The organism is Lacisediminihabitans changchengi, from assembly GCF_016634425.1.
In the GTDB taxonomy this organism is placed as follows: Bacteria; Actinomycetota; Actinomycetes; order Actinomycetales; family Microbacteriaceae; genus Lacisediminihabitans; species Lacisediminihabitans changchengi.
The window spans coordinates 299,980-320,309 of the sequence record NZ_JAEPES010000003.1; the positions used below are offsets into that span (position 1 = coordinate 299,980).

Genomic DNA, 20,330 nt, shown 5'->3' on the forward strand with positions numbered 1-20,330 from the left:
CGCCGCTGAGGTCGCGCCGCTGAGATCGCGCCGCTGAGGTCGCGCCGCTGAGGTCGCGCGGCTGAGATGCCACGGCTGCGGTCGCGCGGCGGAGGTGGCGCGTGCCGCCGACGTGCGTGGCTCACATCGCTATCACCACTATGCCTCCTTGTCGGGGTGTTTGGTCGGGGTCGATCCAGGGTGGCGGGATGAAGTACGGAACCTGCTCCCGAAGTTGGATTTCCCAGCTGTCGTCGTGGATGCGGTGGTGGTGGAACGAACATAACGGGATCCCGTTGTCCAGATCCGTTACCCCACCGCTGCACCACCACTGGAGGTGGTGCGCTTCGGTATAACTCGGTGGGTGTGCGCAGGCCGGGAACGCACACCCGCCATAGGTTTCGGCCAACGCGTGGCGTTGGGCGGGACTGAATAGTCGCCGCGACCTGCCCAGATCCAGGACTTCCCCGGCACCGCCAAGGACTGCGGGGATGATGTTCGCATCTGCCGCCATGATCCGCGCCCGGGTGGCGGAGATCCCGGCATCGATCCCATCGATCTGGGCGGTGCCGAGCCCGGTGATCAATTGGTCGAGGCTCATCCGCACGACCATCGTCACCAACGGACTACCACCACCACCACCACTACCACCACCACCACCACCACCACTACCACCACCAGCACCGCACGTGCAGTTGACCGCCTGCCGGAAGAGGTCTTCGGCGGCATCGGCGCGGCGGTGCGGCATGGTCCGATCATCACTGTCGGCACTACCGTCCTGTCCCAAAGAATCGGGAACCCTGTCGCGGGCAGCCCGCAACTGCTCACCGACGAGCTGGTCGATCCCGGCACGCACCAGTCCGGCGGTTTCTGGGGGCATTACCCAGACCAGACGCACCATCCCATCCGGTTCAGTCACCCACGACAGTGCTCGCCGCTGCCTCCGGATCACATCGCGGGGTTCGGCACCGTCCTCATCCAGACGGTCCCGCACCTGCCGGGCCACCCCCGCGATCTGCTTCACCGTCAACCCCGGCGCATGCTCCACCAGCAGCCGCTCCCCCGCCGCGCGCGCTTCGGTGGAGCAGAAGGGGGCGGCCAGGTCCAGTTCCCGCACGATCACCACAGCCGCCTCCACCCCCAGCGACAGATCCGCGACCGCAGCGGCAACCGCGGGATACCGGGCCGGCAACGGGGAGCCATCCAGCGCGCGTTTCGATCGCGTTGCAGTCCCCAGGTCGCACAGTCGTGCCGCCTCCGGGATGCTGATCTGCCACAGCTCGGCCAGGAACGTTGCCGGTCTCGAGTGGCCTGCTTGCCGGACCATCCCCTCGGCACCGAGATGCGGGGCGGATCGTTCGACGACTTCGCCGGCGAGTGTCACCCGGATCGCGTCGACGGCGCGCTGCACGATGCCGGAATCCGCAACCATCCGCAGCAGCTGATCTGACGCGACACCGGCGAACCCGTCGAACCCGTCAGCGCACACCTCTGACAGGTCGGCGAGAAGGGTCGCGGGCGAGTTTTCCATGTCGACAGCGTCTCACCGACCACCGACATTCCATCCGACAATTACCCTTCTGACCAGGGTTTCCTGTGGATAACTGCGCCCAGGTGGCCAATGTGGAGGAGGGGTGCCTGACCGCTCGGTATCGTGCTGCTCGGGCGTAATTGCGCAGCAGTGAGGCAGCCCGGTGAGGATTGCCATCGCTGGCGCTCTGTCTGCGCGGGTGGCTGGCGCGCCGCGGCCAGAACAACGCGACCATCTGCACCCGGCGGCCGTGCCTCCCGAGCCCGAGACCAGCTTCCGCGCGAGCAAGGCGCTGGTGGAATCGCTCACAGGCCCGCACTCGACAAAGCTTCGGTGGCGTAGAAGGGAGCGTTCCACGGGATATCGGCAAAGGTGCGAAGTGTCGTGCGGTCGTAGCCGCGCTGTTTGGCCTCGAGCACAGCAACTCTCAGAAGATCACGACCGTGCCCCAGCCGAGTGTGCTGCGGCAGCACCGACGGCTGTTCGAGGTGAGCGAAGCCATCGACCTCAAGCACTTGGGCGAAACCGCACGGCGTTGCGCTGGCGTCGAGCGCCACGAGCACGAATCCGTGCTGGTGATCCCCGTAGCACCTCGCGGTTGCGGGCACCGCCAGACGTCGAGATAAACTCTGAAATCGTGACCGCAGAGAAGGCTCCCGTTCGAATGCGAGTACCGGGCGCGATGCGGCGCCTGGGGCGGGATCGAGCACGGCTCATCGCGGTGGTGCTGCTCGCCGTCGTCACACTCTCGGCTGCGGGAATCCAGAGCGCGGCAGCGAGCATCTTGCAGCACACGCTCGATGCGAACTGGCGGGGTGCGTACGACATCCTGGTGACGGCGAAGGGCAGTCATCCGCCCTCGAACGGTCTGCTTCCGACCAATGCGCTGTCGAGCGGAAAACGGATGCCGCTGGCCGCTGTCGCCACGATCCGCTCGATCGAGGGCATCGACGTCGCCGCACCGATCGGCGAGGTGCAGGCTGCGCAACTGCGCTACGGATTTCCGTTGGTGTCAGTGCCGAAGGGCGTCGCGGGTGCCTCCGAGGTTCCGCAGGCCTTCACCGTGACGACGCGGCTGACCACGAACGATGGTCTCGGAGAGAGACTCGTCTCGAGCACGACCAACACCGTCGTCATCGACGAGACGCCGAAGCCGCCGGCACCGACATCGTGCACGTTTCTCGATCACCCGGTGGACGTCGCCAAATACCCTCACCTGTGTGCCGAGGTGAGCGCCACCTACCAGAATGCCGCGACCGTGTTCGAGGGATCATCCACTCGGTTAGGCGGGCTGTTGACCGATGGCGTGATTCGATTTCCGGCAATGATGTCGCCGGTGGGGTCGACCCGGATCACCCTGGTCGACCCGGATGCCGAACGCGCCATACTCGGAAAGGCCGGCCGGTTCCTGGCGCCGCTGCAGTCGGTTCGCGCCCACGCCCGAACCTCTGCCGCTGACATGGACCGGTGGGCGACACGCACATCCAGCCCGTTCGCTCGGAACTTCGTCGAGCAGCGAAAGGCTCGGGCGTCGGAGATGCACACGCAGAATCGATTCTCGAACGACCCGGAGATCGCGAAGGAGTACGCGGACTTCTTCGCCGAATACCAGGTCGACCAGGGCGCCTCAGAGACAGTCGACGAAAATTTCGTGCCTCTCCTGACGACCTCGACGGGCTCGGCGCCGTTGACGATGACCGCGACCATCAGCGCACTCGGGCCAGCCCCACGCACGGGAGGCGATGTCGGGTCCGAGTCGTTCACCCTGCCGCAGGGCACGGGAACTCCGGTCGGCACATCGACAGCCGATGCGTCGGGCCTGCTGAACCCGTTTGCGCGTGGAACGGTCGAAGTCCCCTGGCCGGGAACCGACCCCGACCGACTGTCACTCGACCCGACCTACGACGTCCTCTCGCTCAACTGGCTCGGAGCGGTGGGCGGCATGCCGACGAAGCCGCATTCCCCCACAACGCTGACCGGGACGGGCTTCGCGCGACCCGTGTCGCCGTCGATGCGGGACGGCGGAGACCCGTTCGCGGCGAAGAAGTCGGGCACGGATGCCGGCCTGGAGAGCGTCTACAGCTCGGTGTCGTCGATCGGTCCGATGGACTTCACCCACCAGAACCTCGTCGTTCCCGTCGGGTCGTTCTCGACGAGCCAGGTAGCGAAACTGCAATCGCCAGAGAGCTACGTCCCCCTGGGCGCCTACCAGTCCGCGGAAACCACCGTCGAGCGCGACGGCGAGCGGATGAAGATGCTGCCGAGCGTCTCCGGACTGGGACTGGTGAGCCCGCGCACCGTCGCGATCGCGCCCATCGCGAGTGCGGCCGCCTGGGGTCAGAAGGATCCCGTCTCCGCCATCCGAGTGCGCGTCGCTGGCATCTCCGCGTACACCCAGGATGCGCGAGAACGAGTGGCGAGCGTCGCCGCCGCGATTCGCCAGCTCGGCTTCACGGCAACCCTCGTTGCCGGCTCGTCGCCTACGTCCGTCGACCTTGCCGTCGACAACTATGCGTTCGGCACCACCACCGCCGATGAGAAGCAGCGGGTCGGAACCCTGCACGGTGTGCGCCAGCAGTGGTCTGAACTCGGCGCCGCGGCTCTCGCCGACACCGCGGTCTCGACGTCGTCGCTGGCCGTGCTCGGAATCGCGCTCGGGGGTGTCATTTTGCTACTCGCCACGGTGCAGGTCGTTTCGATCCCGCGTCGCCGGGAAGCTGCCGGCGCTCTGCGCACAATGGGCTGGACGTCATGGCGCGTCCGTCGTTGGCTGGCCGCAGAGGAGATCAACGGAGTGGTACTCGTCGTCCTGGCGGGCGTCGCCGCTATCCTCCTGTCCGGGATGGCGACGACGCCCGTGCTGATCGCTGCAGCCACGAGCGTGGTCGCCCTTACCTCCGCACTCGCCGCAATCGCCGGCGGCGCGCGCGCGGTGAGGTCCCGGACGCAGACGCACACGCCGATGCGGCCGCGGCGGGCATCCGCGAATCGTGGCGGAGCTCGCTACGGCGTGACCACGACCCTGCGGTTCGGCCTGCGGCGAGCCCGAAGTCAGTTGCCCGTGTCCATTTCGCAGGCAGCGGCGATCGTGCTGGCAGGTCTGTCGGCGGCGGGGGTCGCTGAAGTGTTCATCGACGGCCGACGTTCGGCTGGCGCGAGCCTCGTGGCGCGACTCACCGTCGATCAGGCCGCGGTGGCCCAGCTGCTGCTCGGTGCTGTCGCACTCGTGGCGGGAGTGGCGCTGTCGCTCGTCGTGCGACGTATCGTCGTCGCCCGTCGCGCCGCTGACGATTCAGCACTGCGGGCGATGGGCTGGTCAGCCCGTAACCTGCGCTCGGCACGCCACGCAGAGCTTGGCGTCATCGTGGTTCCGGCCATAGTCATCGCCGCAGAACTCGCCTGGATGGGGGCGACCGCAACAGACCCGGTAGACCGCACCGCTCTCGTCGTCGTGGCGGTGCTGGCGGCTGCGCTGGTCTCGGCCGCACTGCTGGTCGATTCACGAAAGGGAACCCGTTCATGATGCACTCCCGGGTGACGACTGATGTCGCCGTGCGCCTCGCTGGCGTGAGGATCGACTACGAGCGTCCCGGCCGTGAGCCGCTGGTGGTGGTGGATGACCTCACGCTCGGCCTCCACGCGGGCTCGATGCACTGCATCGCCGGACGAAGCGGCTCTGGCAAGACGAGCGTGCTGCGAGTGGCGGCGGGACTCGTTCCCCCGACCCTCGGTGACGTCCTGTGGGCGGGCGAAAGCATCGTGCAGCTCCGCGACGACTACGTTACGAATCTACGCGGCGCGAGCATTGGCTACCTCGACCAGGGAGGGTCGCTCATCCCGGGCCTCTCCGCCTTGGAGAACGTGCTGCTCCCCGCGGTTCCGGCACGGCGCAGCACCGAACTTGCGCCCCATGCCGCGGAGCTGATGAACAGGCTCGGCGTCTGGGATCGGGCCAGCAGTCATCCGGCCCGACTGAGTGGCGGTGAACGGCAGCGGGTGGCGCTCGCCCGTGCTCTATTGCTCGACCCTCCGGTGGTCATGGTCGACGAGCCGACGGCCGGCCTCGACCGCGAGAGCGCCGATTCGGTGATCTCGATCCTGCGCGACCTGGTGCGCGATGGCAAGGCGGTACTGGTCGCCTCCCACGACGAACGGCTGATCGACGCAGCCGAATCGAGAACGCAGCTCGTCTGATCACCATTAGCGGTGGTTCGACAGCGGGTCGTCAGCGGTTCGCTGCGTGCAACCGGTGTGCGCTCCGTTAACCCGATCGTCGCCCACCGGTCATCCGCACGCCACCGGCCGCGGGCCGCCCGAGCCTACTGTTGTGCTGCAGTCAGGAAGGCGGCGCATCATGGCGACCATCGGTGAGATGTTTTACATTGTCGATGCCGGGCAGGGGCGGTGGGTCATCCACCACCAGGTAACTGGCGTCAAGGCCGGTTCGCTGGTGCGAACCTCTGAGGGGCTGATGCTGGCCGACCCGGAATCGCGGCCCATCGGGCGGTATACGACCTTCGATGAGGCGTTACGCGAGCTCTACGCCACCGCCTAAACCGGTCAGGTGCGCGAAACCGCGGGTGACGGGATGAGCGTCAGCCCTCGAGACGGGAATGCTCCCCCACGTGGTGCCAGGTGCGGTTGTGGTAGACGAGCGGCGGCGCTTCGGACTCGGAGATGTGCGCCTGCAGCGCGTGTACCGCAATCACGGTGGAGCTGCCCGCCACCATACGGTTGATGATGCGGCCGCGGATCCACACCGGGGCGCCAGGAAGGTACGGCTCGCCCGTAACCAGGCGACTCCAGCTGGAGGTGTCGGCGAAACGGTCGACCCCGCTCGTCGCGAACAGCTTGGCGACCTGGAGCTGGTCGGCGCCGAGCAGATGCACCACCACGGTGTCCGCCCGGTTCAGAGTCGGCGCACTCGACGACGTGCCAGAAATGGAGAACACCAGAAGCGGTGGTTCGGCACTGACCGAGAAGACGGATGTCACGGTCAAGCCGACGGGCCCGTCGCCGGCGTCGGCGGTCACAACCGCGACTCCGGCAGGGTGATTGCGAAATGCGAGTTTGAAGTCAGTCGCACTGAGCCCGGCGTGCTCGTCGATGCTCTGCACCTGTGCCAACGGGCTGTGTTGTGGCTGAGGTGCCGGACTGCTCGAACTCATCTGTGCTCCGACTTTCTTGACCCTGATTCGACTGTCTCTGATTCGACTGTCTTCTCTCAGCCTCGTCGCTGAGGCGGTGAAGAGCAACGACATGACCGCGTGTGACGCCCGCTTGCCTCGCTGCCGCAGGTTCGATGAGCGGCGGGAGGTGGCGATCCAGCGCGGGGCAGGGGGCTACGCGCCGAGCTTCGCCAGCGCGTCCTCCGCGGCAACCCAGGCGAGCATCGCGCATTTCACCCGAGCGATGTACTTAGACACCCCTCCGAGAACCACCGCGTCGCCGAGCAGCTCCTCGTCGGGCTCGATGGTGCCGCGGGAGCGCATCGCCTCGCGGAACGAATCGATGCGGGTGCTGATCTCCGCGGTCGTGAGTCCCTCGGCGAGGCCGGAGAAGAGCGAGGCCGAGGCCTGGGAGATCGCACAGCCGTGTCCTTCCCAGCGCACCGCGGTCACGACATCCGTTCCCTGCTCGCGGTGCAACTCGAGGGTGATCTCGTCGCCGCAGGTGGGATTCAGCTGGTGCGAGTGTGCGTCGGGATCGGCACGCAGCCCGAAGCCGTGCGGCCGCCGGGAGTGATCGAGGATGACCTCCTGGTAGAGGTTCTGCAGGTCGGTGGTGCTCATGGCCGTACTCCGAAGAAGGTGATGGCGTCGGTGACGCCGGACAGGAACTCGTCGACCTCGTTCTCGGTGGAGTAGAGGTAGGTACTGGCCCGAGTGCTCGAGGTGAGACCGAGGCGGCGGTGAAGCGGTTGCGCGCAATGGTGCCCGACGCGCACCGCAATTCCGCGGTCGTCGAGAAACTGACCGAGATCGTGAGCATGGATGTCCGCCACAGCGAAGCTCGCCAGTCCGGTCCGGCGTTCGCCGGCCGCCGGTCCGAGCAACCGCACCCCGTCGATGGCGCTCAATCCTTCCGCCAGCTGCTGCCCCAGCAGCTCCTCGTGGGCGGCGATGCGATCCATGCCGACGGAGCTGAGGTAGTCCACGGCAGCGCCGAGCGCGATCGCCTGAGACACGGGTTGCGTGCCGGCCTCGAATCGTTGCGGCGCCGGGAGGAATTCGGCGCTTTCCATGGTCACCGTGGTGATCATCGAACCGCCGGTGAGAAATGGCGGGAGGGCGTTCAGCAGCTCGCGGCGCCCGTACAGCACGCCGATGCCGGTGGGGGCGAGCATCTTGTGCCCCGAAAACGCGGCGAAGTCGACATCGAGGGCGTGCAGGTCGAGGGCGAGATGCGGCGCGGACTGGCAGGCGTCGAGAACGACGAGAGCCCCGACGGCATGTGCTCGCGCGACGAACAGCTCGATCGGTGTGACGGCACCGAGCACATTCGAGACGTGGGTGACGGCGACGATCTTCGTTCTTTCGGTGATCAGACGGTCGAGGTCGTCGAGGTCGAGCGCACCATCATCATCGATCGGCACGAAACGTAGGGTCGCCCCGGTGCGCGCGGCGAGCTGCTGCCAGGGGATCAGGTTGGCGTGGTGCTCGAGTTCCGTGACCAGGATCTCGTCGCCGGGGCCGACGCGAAAACGCTCGGCGTCAGCTCCCCCGCTTCCAGCGTTGGAAAGTGAATAGGCGAGCAGGTTGAGCGCGGCCGTCGCGCCCGACGTCCAGACGATCTCGTCTTCGCCGGCGCCGACGAAGCGCGCGACGGTCGCTCGAGCGTTCTCGAAGGTCTCTGTCGCCTCGGCGGCAAGACTGTGCGCGCCGCGGTGCACCGCGGAATTCTCGGTGACGAGGTACCGACGCTCGGCATCGAGCACGGCGAGTGGCTTCTGGGAGGTGGCGCCGGAGTCGAGGTAGGTGAGCGAGTGTCCGTTGACCTCGGTGCTCAGGGTCGGAAAATCGGAGCGGACGCGTTCGAGCTCTTGCGGGGTGAAGGTGTCGACGCGGGTGACGGGACTGCTGATGGTCACGCGGACCTCCTGGTTCATTGCCCTTCTAGGTTAGCGCCGACCGGTTGTGCGGAGGCCGGAGCGTGCAGAGGACTGGGTGTTTATATGACTGTGCGGCGAGTGCGCAGAAGACGCCCAGAAAAATGGGGGCCGGTGCCGTAGACAGAGCATTCTGTGCGGCGTACCGTTGCACACATCATCGGGGGGTGATGGAAATGCGTCGAGACGTGTCGCAGTTGGATGAGTTGGAGCAGGCGGGGACCACTCTCCCGCGTGCCCTCTTCCTCGTTCTCTTCGGCGTTGCACTCGCCGTGCTCTGGGTGGTCGTCGGTACCACCAATTCGGCGTCGGCCGACGAAGCCTCACCGGCAGCCCCCGCGGCGCAGCCCTTGGCTCCAGCTCCGTCCCTCCTCGGCTCCCTTTCTTCCACGGTTGATTCCGCCGTTGCTGCGGTTCTCCCCCAGCAGCCGGCGGTGGTGGCCCCGGTAACTCAGGCAGTCACCCGCACCGTCACAGCAATTGTTCAACCGACCGTCCAACCCGCTGCGCAGCCCGTGACCACCGTTGTGGCGCCGATCACCCGCACCGTGGATGCCGTCGTCGCGGCTGTTCCGGTGGTTTCGCAGCTCACCGGTGCTGCCCCGGTAACGGCAGCTACGTCGCCGGTGACCTCCAGCCTCGACGGGGTTGTCGGCCCAGTACTCGGCCCGGTGGTCACCCCGCTGGTCACCCCGCTGTTCGGCACCGTGACGGATGTCGTGGGCACGGTTGTCGGACCCGTCCTGACCCCGGTGCACGGCGCAGGGGTGATCCCCTCGATCACGCTGAACCCTGACCTGGGGGCGGCGTTTGGCGCAGCCGACCCGACAGCGGCGGCGGTGGCGTCGGATTCGCGGTCGGACATCCGTTTCATCCGGGCCCTTTCGAGCACGTCAGCGTCGAATGTCGTGTTGTCTCTCCGCGCCCCAGTGTCTTCCTTTGCGCCATCGGCGCCGGGAGCGCCAACCTCGCCGTTCGGTGGCTCGCCCGCAGACCGATCCGTCGGGGTGCTCTCTGGGTCTCTTTCCAGCGGTGCCGGTTCTGGCGGTGCGGCGTCGCCAGCGCTCTCCGCCGACTTCGCCTTTGCCGTGCCGGTCGGAGCTGCCGTCGCGATCGCGTCGGCTGACGACTCCCTTCCGTCTTCCCTCACGCTCGACCCCGGTTCTTCGCCTGACTGAGCCGATCCGTGTCATCGCGTCGCCGATGACAGACGGATCCTCCCCGCGATAGCGGGACTCAATCAGACCCAAGAATCGGAGTACTTCAGTCATGAACAAAATAGTCTCTAGAGCCCTCATGGGTGCTCTCTTCGTCGGGGGCCTCACGCTCCTCGGCGCAACCGCGGCCAACGCCGCCGAGACCGGCGGTAGCGACGGTGTTGGTTCGGGAACCCAGGCCATCGCCGGCGTCACCGCACCGATCACCATCGGCGGCAACGCGATCTCGCTGCTCGGCAACAGCGCGAGCACCGGCTCGGTAGCTCCCGCTCCGGCTCCCGCGGCTCCCGCTCCGGCGGTACCGACGACTAGCGGCACCCAGTCGCTGCTCGGCGGCACCCAGGCAGTGGTGAACGCTGTGCTGCCGGTGACGGTCACCGGTAACGCCATTAGCGTGCTCGGCGATTCGGCATCCACGGGATCGGTGGCACCCGCTCCCGCGGCAACCCCGACCGCACCCGCGGCACCCGCGACGACCAATGGCAACGACGGTGTTGCTGGCGGCACGCAGGTGCTCCCGACGGCGGTCGCGCCGATCGGCATCACCGGTAACGCGATCAGCGTGCTGGGCGACTCGTCCAGCACCGGATCCAGCAGCACAGGATCCAGCACGGGCGGCTCCAGCAGCACCGGAACTGGAATGGGCGCAACGGGCAGCACCACCACCGGAACCGACTCGATTCTCGGTGGAACACAAATCGTGCCCAATGTCTCCGCTCCGATCGGCGTGACCGGCAATGCGATCAGCGTGCTGGGCGACTCGTCGTCGTCCGGCTCGACCGGCGGCACGACTGCCGGTACCGGCGGTCCCATCACCGGTGGGTCGACCACCCTCGGTGACGGCGGCATCCTCGGTGGCACACAGCTCGGTCTCGGTCTGAACCTGCCGATCACCCTCAGCGGCAACGCGATCAGCATCATCGGTGACACTGCGACGGATGGCCCGACCACACCGACCCTGCCGGTCGAGCCCGTCACCCCGGTCACTCCGGTGACCCCGCCAGTGACCCCGGTTGCTCCGACCGACCCCGGAACCACGCCCGTGACCACGACGACGTCCCCGTCCGGTTCGCTCGGCACCGCGGCGCTGTCGGTCTCGGCGGCCGTCTCTCCGTCGGCGCTGGCCTTCACTGGAGCGAACGGTGTGCTCGGCGGCGTGCTGGTCGGCCTGCTGGCCGTGATCGCGGGCCTCGGCCTCGCCTTCAGCGCTCGTCGTCGGGCACTGCGCGCTTAGCGGCATGACGAACGACCGCGCGGGTCGTGCTCGCCTCGGCGGCGCGACTCGCGCAGTCGCGCGCCCGCGGTACGCTCCACTGAACCAGCTGTCCGCCCGTCCACGCACTGGTCCACTCGTGCGTCCACCCCCAGGAGATCGATGGCTCACCCCTACCCGCTGCACGTCGCCGTCGACGTCGAGTGCTACTGCTGCCGCCTGATCCAACCCTTCACGTTCTCGTCGCCGAACGACCAACTGGTCTGCGCGCAATGCTCCCGCCACTACGGCGACGGCAAGGCAGAGAAGCGGGACCTCGATCACCTCGCGATGTGGTCGGCGCGGTACAGCGAACTGGCTCAGCGGTATAGGGATCTTGCCGAGACGACGGACGCGGAACGGATGTCCGCGGCCGCCACCGAAACGGAGCTGCGAGCCCGCGTGGCAGAACTCACCACCGCTATCGCGAACGACTTCGCCGCGACCGACCTCGGCGGATCCCGCGCTCTGGTCGAGAACGAGGTAGTGACCCGGGCCGAGCGTCGTGCCGAACTCGCAAATCGTCTCAACGACCGCATTATGGCCGTGCTCTGGCAGCTCGACCGCCTCCATCACAGCACCGACAAGGCCACCTGCAGCTGTGGCAAACGCCTTGTGGACTGCGGGGAATCGATGGCGATAGAGCCGCAGCGCCAGGCGATTCGGGATTGGGAGAGGCGCAACCTGGCGCTTCGGGCCAGCGGCAAGCGGGACGCGCTGCCGGACGATTTCGGTGGCTAGACGTACTGCTCGCTCACTAGCACTTCTGGCTCGCTAGCACTCCACCACGTTGACGGCGAGGCCGCCCATCGAGGTCTCTTTGTACTTGGAGCTCATGTCGCGCCCGGTCTCCCGCATCGTCACGATGACCTCGTCAAGCGACACCCGGTGATCGCCATCGCCCCAGAGCGCCATGCGGGCGGCGTTGATGGCTTTCGCGGCGGCAATCGCATTGCGTTCGATGCACGGAATCTGTACGAGACCACCGATGGGATCGCAGGTGAGACCGAGGTTGTGCTCCATCGCTATCTCGGCGGCATTCTCGACCTGCTCCGGGGTGCCGCCGAGAATCTCGGCGAGACCTGCAGCAGCCATCGACGAAGCCGAGCCGACCTCGCCCTGGCAGCCGACCTCGGCACCCGAGATGGAGGCCTGGCGCTTGTAGAGCACGCCGACGGCCGCGGAGGCGAGTAGAAAGCGCGCGACCACGGCATCCTTCTCCTCGGCCGTGGCGCTGGCCATGCCGGGCGCATAGTGCGTGGCGTAGAACAGCACGGCGGGGATGATTCCGGCGGCACCATTGGTGGGCGCTGTCACCACTCGCCCACCCGAGGCGTTCTCCTCGTTGACCGCCAGAGCGACCAGGTTCACCCATTCCTGCCAGTAGATCGGGCTGCGGTCGACGTCCTCCGCAAGCAGGCGGCGGTGCCAGTCAGGGGCGCGACGACGCACGTTGAGGCCACCAGGAAGATTTCCGCTGCGGGCGAGGCTGTTGTTCTTGCACTCCTCCATCACGTCGCGGATGTGCATGAGCCCGGCCATCACCTCCGGTTCGCTCCGCCGAGAGAGCTCGTTGCGCAGCATCACGCCACTGATCGGCAGACCCTCTGCGCTGCAATGGGCGAGCAGCTCGGCCGCCGTGGCGAACGGAAGCGGGTCGGGGCCACTCGACACGTCGACCCGCCCGGCCCCCTCGCGCTCGATGAAGCCGCCACCGATCGAGAAGTAGGTGGCTGCGCGCAGCAGAGCGCCGTCGGCGTCCAACGCCTCGAAGACCATCCCGTTGGTGTGCTGGTCGAGCACCGTGAGCGGGTGCAAACGGATGTCCGATGCCATAAGCGCCACCGGCCGACGCCCCGAGACCAGCACTTCGCCGCTCACCCGCTGCGCCGCGAGTCGCTCGGTCATCTCCGCGGGCAGAATCTCGTCGGGCAGGTAGCCCTCGAGTCCGACCAGCACGGCGTCCATCGTGCCGTGACCGGCTCCGGTGGCCGCCAGCGAGCCGTAGAGGTGCACGCGGATGGCCCGCACGCGATCGATCAGCTCGACGCCGGAGGCCTCGGGCTCGCACAGCTCGGCGGCGAATGCGGCGGCCGCGCGCATTGGGCCCACGGTGTGCGAGCTTGACGGCCCGATGCCGACAGTAAACAGGTCGAAAACGCTGAGCGGTGGAAGAGCGGGGCCGAGGTCACGAGTCGCAGACGCTCGGCCGGTGCGGCGGAATCCACGCTCAGCCGGAGCGGTGCGCGGGCCTACGTCACTTGGCGCAGTGTCAGTCATGAAACGCGATGTCAGTCATGGAAACCTTTGGGTCGAGCGGGTCGGTGTGCGCACCGTGATGCGTTCCCTCCGCTCTGTATCGGACCTGAGAGTTTCGACATCCTCGACTGAGGCGCTTGCACCGACGGTGAACACGACTGGATGCCGCGCTGCTTTCCAGAGTCGCCTCACCGCGCGGTACTTGGGCCTGAGAGATTCCCGGAGGGGATTGCTCCTACGGCGTCTTCACGGGTGGAAGAACTCTCCCGCAGCGGTTCGAAGGCGTATTGACTTGTAGTCCGAGAGTACTCCCGGGCGTCGCGATCGGGCAGGTTAGGCCGGAAGACTGGCCGCGGGAGTCTCGAGCGGGGCGGCATCCAACCAGGAGGCTCGGATGAGGATCGGCAGGTGGTCGGAGACGCCACGCTTGAGCGTCTCGACGCTGTCGATGCGCAGTCCCATCGAGGTGGCGAAATCGAAGTGCCCGCGGAAGAACTTGTAGCGGGTGTAGGTACGACGGTCGCTGAGCGACAGCTCGTAGCCCGACTCCTTGACCGTGCGGTTCAGACGGTTTTGGAACAGCGGATAGTTGTAGTCCCCCACCATCAGCTCGGGAATGCCCTCGCCCATGGTGCGCAGTTGTTCGTGCGCGGCGCGGATCTGCTCACGACGCAGCGAATTGAGAGCGGTGAGCGGAGCAGCGTGGAAGGAGGCGACGATGAGGTCGCGGTCGTCGCGCAGGTCGGTGAGTCTCGTGCCGATCAGGCGCTCGTGGGCCGGACGCATGACGCGGTCGTGCATCGACTTTTTGAGGGCGAACGTCTGGGTGCTGAGGGCGGTGAAGCGTTCGCGGTTGTAATACAGGGCGAGGCCGAGGCGGTTGCGCTTGGTGGAGTCCGCCATGTGCAGATTGCCGAGTTCAGCCGGCAACTTGTCTGTGTCCGCCTCCTGCAGGCAGAGAACGTCGAGGTCGTTGCCCCGCACCAGGGCGGTGAGCTCACCGCTGGCATGGTCCTCACGGAGGTTGTAACTGATGACACGAAGCACTCTCTTACCAATCGTCGATGTTGCCGCAGCCGGCGCTCGTCAGTGATGCAGGCCGATGATGCACAGTTCGCATGTGCACCGTGTCGCTTGTGCACCGTCTCTCGTGTGCATCGTCGCGACCACTCAGCATAGGTTCGCCATGAGTCGAGCGCGTTACAGCGACGTGCCCGTTTGCTCGGATGCTCAGCCAAGACTCTGCACGCGCTCAGACGGAGCACCGCCATCATCCATTCGGCGCCAAGGGGTTGCAGGTTGGGTCAACGGGAATATCGTCCGTGGTGTGACGCCGAACTACGTCGTCGAGGAAGGACCGCAGTGTCCGATCAGAAAACGCCCGAGGGCGCACAGGATCAGAGCGCAACAGCTCAGAGCGCAACGGAGCTGTATGGCGACGGAAGCATTCCGCAGGATGCCGACTTCACCGATCCCGCCAGCGCGGATGACCCGGTAGAAGAGTCGATTCTCGACGAGCTGCCTGACGGCGGAGGGGCCGAGGGAGAACCGCCTGCGGGATCCCCCCTCCCCTGACTGCACACCCCAGCTCGATGTGAACAGATCGATACGAACTACTCGACACGACTGCACCACCGAAAGGACCACCTATGTCTGACATCAACCCCCCGCTGCCCGACCAGGGACCCACCGACGGCAGCCACGGCGAAGAGACCGGCGAGCCGATGTCGATCGATGACAGCCTCGACAACCTGCCCGAGGATGCGGATGAGACCGCGCCGGCACCGGCGGTCGCGGCCGACGGCTCGTTGTCGCCGGGATCAACGGCCGACGGCTCGCCCACATCGCTCGACTGAAACTATGCACGACGAAAGGAACGCGATGAGTGGTTCATCGAACGGGCGCGACCCGATCGCGCGGGACATCGAATCCCGCAACCCCCATACCGACGATGAGGTGGCAGGTGAGCAAGTGCTTGCTGACGACCCCGCAGCGCCGGCGCCCGCGGTCGCTCCAGAACCGGATGAGCTAGGCCCCAGCACGGGCGACTGACCGCGTTTCGAGCGGTCGCAAGCGAGTGCGACACGCTAGCGGAGCGTTGCGCCCGCCCGGTGAGCCGCCGGTAGTAGGGTCAAGCCATTGCTGTCCCGTCGGGCGGCGAACACCCGTGCGAAGGCCTGAGCGGCCCGGATTGATGTGAGGACGCAGTCGTGGCAGGCAACAGCGACAGGCCCCCGGCGCCGCCCGCGGGATGGTTCGCGGATCCGGCAGGCAGCCCCTACCTCCGCTGGTGGGATGGCGACGGCTGGACCGACAACTTCATCGACGCTCGCACGGGCGCTCCCCCGGCCGAGCTGGCGTCGGCGCCCGCCCCGCGCGGGGCGATCGCGGCCTCGGCCAGCGCTGAGCCGACGGTGGTCGAACACAGTGCCTCTTGGTTCGGTGATGGATCATCCGCCGGTGCCGCGCCGGACGAGCCTGAGTCGCCGGTTGTGGCGGCCTCTGCTGGCTCTGCGGTCTCTGCTGGTTCCGCGGGCTCAGCCGAGGCACCTCCGCTCACTCGCCGCGAGGCTCGAGCGCGGGAACGCCTGGCCGAAGAAGCGCGCGCCAACGCAGAGACCGTCGCGCCTGTCGAGTCGGTGCCTGTCGAGTCGGTGCCAGACGAGCCTGTCCGTTTCGAACCTGAGCCCATTGAGCCTGAGCCTATTGAACCTGAGCCCATCGAGCCCGAGCCCGTCGACCACATCGTCGAGGTTGAGGACGAGCAGCTGCTTGCCCAACCGGTGTCCGCCGCTCGCGCGGTGGACTCGCTGGGCGAGGTCTCAGAACCGGATGCCGTGGCGCCTCCCGAGGAGAGCGCCACCGTCATGCCGTCTTCTGCCATCGGCTCGATCGGAATCCCCAGCCCGGAGCCACTGCAGATCGATCTGCCGATCGATCTGCCCGTCGATTCCGCTCCGGAGCACGTCGAGGCCACCTCCGCTAACCCATTGCCAGGCGCTATTCCGTTGCCAAGCCCCGTTCCGTTACCAGGATCGACCGTGGCGGCCCCGAGCCTGGCCGACTTCGTCACCGGGCCGACACCGGCTGGTGCGACCGTCACTCCACCAGCACCCGCGTCGTCACCCAGGAGCGATGAGCTGTTCGACTTCGCCGGAATCACTCCGACCGGTGCCATGCCGGTCGCCTCTCCGGTCACCGCCCTCGGGCCCGTGAATGCGTGGGCCACCGCTCCGACTCCCGCGGCAAAGGATGCTTTCCCGCTGGCGCTAGGCGATGGTCCGACCTACACACCGATGGAAACCCGGCGGCCGTCGATGGCGCGCGGTGCCCGTTCCGACGGTGCCCGTTCCGACAGCGCCCGTTCCGACGCTGCTGGTACCGACGCCGGCGTCGCCACCTGGGCTGTCTGGGTGTTTGCCGCGCTTCCCGTGCTGCACCTCGCGCTGGCCTGGCTGGTGTTCGACCTGGCGAGTCCGGCGAACGTAAATTCCACCGACGCCAATCTCACGCAGGCGAGCGTCCTCCGCTGGGCGGTGCTGCTCGGCCCGATCATTCTTTATCTCGTGTTCGCCGCACTCGATCGCTGGACGCTGCTCCGCGATGGCCAGCCAAGTGTGGCACCGGTCGCCTATGCGATCGTGCCGCCGTTGTACCTCGCCATCCGGGTGGTGCGAATGGGCATTCGTGCCCTCGCGCCGCTGGTGGTGTGGGTGGTGCTCGCTGCAGCCGCTGCAGCAGTTTTGATCTTCGCTTTACCCGCTGTGCTCGCGGATCTGACCGGAAGCTAGCGACCGCCGACCCTCACCCGGGGTCAGTTCCGCCGGCTCAGTTTCGGCCGGCTCAGCTTCCACCGACGCCGACGAACCTGATCGCGGACTGCAACCGGGTACGAACATCGAACAGCTCAGTCCCACCGACGGTGCGCGCCCCGGGCAGCCCCTCGCGCAGCACTGCGCCCACCCGCGATGCCGTCACCACCGCGGTCGTAGCGCCACGGATCGCTCCCAGCACGAGCAGGGACTCGTCGAGTTCATCGTCGGGGACGACGATGAGCAGCGCGCTGAACGTGACCCGCGCCGCGCGGGCGACCACTTTGGCGCGAGTTCCGAGGTCGTGCATCGGGCGATCGCCCAGCCCCGCTGGAACGAGCAGCTCGCCCTTCCGAACCCTCACGACGTCGCCGAAGTCCTCGGACAGCACTGCGTAGAGACCGGTGGGGCCGAGCACGACGTGGTCGATTTTCTGTTCCGCGGAGCCGGTATCGACGTCGTGCCAGACCGTGAAACCGATGCCGAGGTCGGTAAGAGTCCGTGCGGTCGACTCCTCGGCGAGAGCATCGGCGAGCAGGTGTCGGAGCGCGCGTGGGGCCGAGCGCACCAGCGCTGGATCATAGGGATCGTCGATCGTCTCGCCGCGGCCCACCCACTCGCGCAGCAGGGTGAGGTAGCGCTCACGACGCCAGCCACCCGGATGCCCGTAAGAGCGAGCGCGTGGCCGCGTGTCTGCCTGGTGGGCGCGCGATCGCGGCTCCCACCCGTGACCTGACGTGTCGGGCTGCTCGAAGCCGCCGGGCGGGGCTGCGGAAGCCCGCGATCTCGAGCCTCTGTCGTAGGCGGCCCGGACATCCGGAGTTCCGATCCGCTCCCAGGCCGCTTGCACAGCGCTGAAGCTGACGGCGTCGCCGCCGGTGTCGGGATGGGTTTCGCGCAGGCGGCGACGATACGCGGCCTTCAACTCCTCGGTACTCGCCGTCGTCGAGACGCGCAGCACCTCGTATGGCGTTGCCGAGATCGGGCTGTCGGGCATGGTCGCTTTCGGAGGGGCGGAAATCGGGGAAGCGCACGCTTCAGCATTTGACCATAGCGAAGGAAGTCTGAGATCGAGTCGAGGTTCGCCGTCGGCGTGGGAAAGCGACGCTCGCGAAAATGCGACAAGTGGGAATAGGGCGGAAACGAGAGAGGTTCGCTGATGTATGACTTCCAACGACGCGTCTTCCGCTGCGAATCTCGACAGCATCCCCCTCACCACCATCACCGGTGCTGAGACTTCCCTGGCCGAGTACGACGGCAAGGTGAAACTCATCGTCAACGTCGCCTCGCGCTGCGGGCTCGCGCCGCAGTACGAGAAGCTCGAAGCGATGCAGAAGCTCTACGCCGACCGCGGTTTCACGGTTCTCGGCTTTCCGAGCAACCAGTTCTTGCAGGAGCTCAGCACAGAGGAAGCTATCGCGGAGTACTGCTCGACCACGTGGGGCATCAGCTTTCCGATGTTCGAGAAGGTCAAGGTCAATGGCCGAGACGCTCACCCGCTCTACTCCGAGCTGAAGAAGACTCCGGATGCGAACGGCAAGGCCGGACGCGTGAAGTGGAACTTCGAAAAATTCGTCATCACGCCCGACGGTCAGGTGCACCGCTTCCGTCCGACCACGGAGCCCGACGACCCGGCGATTATCGACCTGATCGAGAAGGCTCTGCCAGCCGCCTAAAGATCGACGTGTCGCGTCACGACCGCACTGTCGAGTACTGGCGGAGTCATGATCCGGCGCGGACGGCGGCAATAGGCTGGGTGCGATGCGACTCCTCCTGATACGACACGGCCAGACGATCGACAACGTGAACGGCGCGCTCGGTACCGCCGCGCCCGGTCCGGGACTTACCGAGCTCGGTACTCGGCAGGCCGCGGCCATACCCGCCGCACTGCAGTCCGAGCGGATCGAGGCGATCTACGTCTCGCACTTGCTTCGCACCCGGCGCACTGCCGAGCCGCTCGCTCGCTCCCGAGGGCTCGAGATTCAGGAGATAGACGGCATCGAGGAGATCCGGGCCGGGGATGTCGAGGGTCGCAACGATATGGATGCGGTGCGCCTCTACATGGGCACGATCTTCTCCTGGTGGCAGGACTTCGATGGGCGCATTCCCGGTGGCGAAGACGGCAACGAGTTCTACGATCGCTTCACCGCCGCCATCGGCCGGATCGCGGTCAGCCACAGCGGAACCGTCGCGATCTTCAGTCATGGCGCCGCCATCCGCACCTGGGCCTCATGGACATCCCGCAATCTGGATGCCGGGTTCAGTCGCGTCCACGACCTCGAGAACACGGCGGTCGTCGTGGTCGAGGGCTCGCCCGAGGACGGGTGGGTCACCACGTATTGGGCCGGAGAACCGATGGGCGGGGCGGAACTCGAAGACCCGACGGCGCTCGACCCCACGGGCGAAGCGGTCTGATCGTTTCCGACGGAGAACTTTCGCATCCGTCAATTGCCCCTTGCACCGCTGGCAGCACTGGTCTTGAGTGGAATCACGACGAGAGAGAAGTGAGATCCATGAGCGACAGCACCGGAACTGAGGGCGGAACCGAGGGCGGCGCGGCCCCGTACTACAACGACCGCGAGGCCCAGTATCTTGCCGAGAACGACCTCGCCGTCAACGACGCGGTTGCGGGCGAGACGGTGAGTCGGGGTGTGGGCAACGGCAACTCTGGTCGCACCGGCGGGTCGCCGAACGAGGTTCGCCCCTACTCAGGTGAAGACGACCTCGAAGGCGTCGACCTCGACCTGGACGGCGAACCGACCGACGACGAGCCGCACCTGCGCACTGACGAGGTCGACAGTATCGATGCGGTCGACCAGCCCGATTCGAGCGTGATAGACCCGAGCGTCCCCGACGTGATCAGCGACAACGAGGGTCCGCTGCTGTAGCGGCGGGCGCACACATGAGCGACACCGACGGCACGCAACCCAGCGAGCAGAACCCGAGCCCCCAAATCCAGGCCGATATCGCCGATCTGGAAGCCCGGGGCAGCCTGCGATTGCCCGACCCGCCCGACGACGAGCCGCTGACGGATGACGACGAGCTCACCGACGACGGTGCGACGTCGACCGGAGATTCGGAGTTCGATCACTCCGACCCGAGTTCGGAGCCCGACCTCGAATCGGGCGACTCCGGCGGATTCGTCGACCCGCGCTAGCGGAACGTCGGCGCA

The 20,330-nt window shown here is 66.9% G+C and carries 22 protein-coding genes and 1 riboswitch; of the genes, 14 read left to right on the plus strand and 8 right to left on the minus strand.

Annotated elements, in window-relative coordinates; genetic code table 11:
- Positions 1–121 precede the first annotated feature (121 nt).
- Together IV501_RS09780 and IV501_RS16700 are read right to left on the minus strand one after the other, a co-directional pair.
- Entirely contained in the window at positions 122–1,510 is a 1,389-nt protein-coding gene (locus tag IV501_RS09780; RefSeq protein WP_200555235.1) for an HNH endonuclease signature motif containing protein, read from the minus strand.
- Positions 1,511–1,815: 305 nt separating this feature from the next.
- Positions 1,816–2,067: a GNAT family N-acetyltransferase gene (locus tag IV501_RS16700; RefSeq protein WP_200555234.1), complete on the minus strand. Its 252-nt coding sequence runs from the start codon at positions 2,065–2,067 to the stop codon at positions 1,816–1,818.
- Between the two features lie 80 nt (positions 2,068–2,147).
- Here IV501_RS16700 and IV501_RS09790 point away from each other — a divergent pair, with 80 nt between their 5' ends.
- The 3 genes from IV501_RS09790 (at position 2,148) to IV501_RS09800 (ending at position 6,065) form a co-directional block, all read left to right on the plus strand.
- Positions 2,148–5,033 carry a hypothetical protein gene (locus tag IV501_RS09790; RefSeq protein WP_200555233.1) on the plus strand — a complete coding sequence of 962 codons (2,886 nt, stop codon included), beginning with the start codon at positions 2,148–2,150 and terminating at the stop codon, positions 5,031–5,033.
- Complete coding sequence (locus tag IV501_RS09795) at positions 5,030–5,704, plus strand: ABC transporter ATP-binding protein (protein ID WP_200555232.1); 675 nt, start codon at positions 5,030–5,032, stop codon at positions 5,702–5,704. Before IV501_RS09790 ends, IV501_RS09795 begins: the two co-directional genes overlap by 4 nt.
- 160 nt (positions 5,705–5,864) lie before the next feature.
- Entirely contained in the window at positions 5,865–6,065 is a 201-nt protein-coding gene (locus tag IV501_RS09800) for a hypothetical protein (protein ID WP_200555231.1), read from the plus strand.
- A gap of 40 nt (positions 6,066–6,105) precedes the next feature.
- On the opposite strand, the gene IV501_RS09805 is transcribed toward IV501_RS09800, so the two are convergent.
- The 3 genes from IV501_RS09805 to IV501_RS09815 form a co-directional block, all read right to left on the minus strand.
- Positions 6,106–6,678: a flavin reductase family protein gene (locus tag IV501_RS09805; RefSeq protein ID WP_200555230.1), complete on the minus strand. Its 573-nt coding sequence runs from the start codon at positions 6,676–6,678 to the stop codon at positions 6,106–6,108.
- 174 nt (positions 6,679–6,852) lie between these two features.
- A complete protein-coding gene (gene sufU, locus IV501_RS09810) occupies positions 6,853–7,302 on the minus strand; it encodes a Fe-S cluster assembly sulfur transfer protein SufU (protein ID WP_200555229.1) in 450 nt (149 codons plus the stop codon).
- Positions 7,299–8,618, minus strand: coding sequence for a SufS family cysteine desulfurase (locus IV501_RS09815; RefSeq protein WP_200555228.1), 1,320 nt, complete (start codon positions 8,616–8,618; stop codon positions 7,299–7,301). Before IV501_RS09815 ends, sufU begins: the two co-directional genes overlap by 4 nt.
- Before the next feature lie 176 nt (positions 8,619–8,794).
- Between IV501_RS09815 and IV501_RS09820 the strand changes: the two genes are divergently transcribed.
- The 3 genes from IV501_RS09820 to IV501_RS09830 all read left to right on the plus strand — a co-directional run bounded on the left by IV501_RS09820 (position 8,795) and on the right by IV501_RS09830 (position 11,828).
- A complete protein-coding gene (locus IV501_RS09820) occupies positions 8,795–9,796 on the plus strand; it encodes a hypothetical protein (protein WP_200555227.1) in 1,002 nt (333 codons plus the stop codon).
- Between the two features lie 118 nt (positions 9,797–9,914).
- Complete coding sequence (locus IV501_RS09825; protein WP_234698115.1) at positions 9,915–11,069, plus strand: hypothetical protein; 1,155 nt, start codon at positions 9,915–9,917, stop codon at positions 11,067–11,069.
- Between the two features lie 141 nt (positions 11,070–11,210).
- Positions 11,211–11,828: a hypothetical protein gene (locus IV501_RS09830; RefSeq protein WP_200555225.1), complete on the plus strand. Its 618-nt coding sequence runs from the start codon at positions 11,211–11,213 to the stop codon at positions 11,826–11,828.
- A gap of 33 nt (positions 11,829–11,861) precedes the next feature.
- Here the strand turns inward: IV501_RS09830 and IV501_RS09835 are convergent, their stop codons facing one another.
- Complete coding sequence (locus tag IV501_RS09835) at positions 11,862–13,190, minus strand: L-serine ammonia-lyase (protein ID WP_234698114.1); 1,329 nt, start codon at positions 13,188–13,190, stop codon at positions 11,862–11,864.
- 342 nt (positions 13,191–13,532) lie between these two features.
- Positions 13,533–13,625, minus strand: a riboswitch (glycine riboswitch).
- 54 nt (positions 13,626–13,679) lie between these two features.
- Positions 13,680–14,393, minus strand: a complete 714-nt coding sequence (locus IV501_RS09840; RefSeq protein ID WP_200555223.1) for an endonuclease/exonuclease/phosphatase family protein — start codon at positions 14,391–14,393, stop codon at positions 13,680–13,682.
- A gap of 315 nt (positions 14,394–14,708) precedes the next feature.
- Here IV501_RS09840 and IV501_RS09845 point away from each other — a divergent pair, with 315 nt between their 5' ends.
- From IV501_RS09845 to IV501_RS09860, 4 genes are all read left to right on the plus strand, one after another.
- Entirely contained in the window at positions 14,709–14,921 is a 213-nt protein-coding gene (locus tag IV501_RS09845; RefSeq protein WP_200555222.1) for a hypothetical protein, read from the plus strand.
- 74 nt (positions 14,922–14,995) lie between these two features.
- A complete protein-coding gene (locus IV501_RS09850) occupies positions 14,996–15,202 on the plus strand; it encodes a hypothetical protein (protein WP_200555221.1) in 207 nt (68 codons plus the stop codon).
- Positions 15,203–15,227: 25 nt separating this feature from the next.
- A complete protein-coding gene (locus IV501_RS09855) occupies positions 15,228–15,398 on the plus strand; it encodes a hypothetical protein (RefSeq protein WP_200555220.1) in 171 nt (56 codons plus the stop codon).
- A gap of 158 nt (positions 15,399–15,556) precedes the next feature.
- A complete protein-coding gene (locus tag IV501_RS09860; RefSeq protein WP_200555219.1) occupies positions 15,557–17,137 on the plus strand; it encodes a DUF2510 domain-containing protein in 1,581 nt (526 codons plus the stop codon).
- Between the two features lie 52 nt (positions 17,138–17,189).
- Here the strand turns inward: IV501_RS09860 and IV501_RS09865 are convergent, their stop codons facing one another.
- Entirely contained in the window at positions 17,190–18,155 is a 966-nt protein-coding gene (locus tag IV501_RS09865; RefSeq protein ID WP_200555218.1) for a J domain-containing protein, read from the minus strand.
- A 166-nt stretch (positions 18,156–18,321) separates the two neighbouring features.
- Between IV501_RS09865 and IV501_RS09870 the strand changes: the two genes are divergently transcribed.
- From IV501_RS09870 to IV501_RS09885, 4 genes are all read left to right on the plus strand, one after another.
- Positions 18,322–18,834, plus strand: coding sequence for a glutathione peroxidase (locus IV501_RS09870; RefSeq protein WP_200555217.1), 513 nt, complete (start codon positions 18,322–18,324; stop codon positions 18,832–18,834).
- Between the two features lie 85 nt (positions 18,835–18,919).
- Complete coding sequence (locus IV501_RS09875; protein ID WP_200555216.1) at positions 18,920–19,573, plus strand: histidine phosphatase family protein; 654 nt, start codon at positions 18,920–18,922, stop codon at positions 19,571–19,573.
- A 98-nt stretch (positions 19,574–19,671) separates the two neighbouring features.
- Positions 19,672–20,046 carry a hypothetical protein gene (locus tag IV501_RS09880; protein ID WP_200555215.1) on the plus strand — a complete coding sequence of 125 codons (375 nt, stop codon included), beginning with the start codon at positions 19,672–19,674 and terminating at the stop codon, positions 20,044–20,046.
- Between the two features lie 14 nt (positions 20,047–20,060).
- Positions 20,061–20,315: a hypothetical protein gene (locus IV501_RS09885; protein ID WP_200555214.1), complete on the plus strand. Its 255-nt coding sequence runs from the start codon at positions 20,061–20,063 to the stop codon at positions 20,313–20,315.
- Positions 20,316–20,330: the final 15 nt, after the last annotated feature.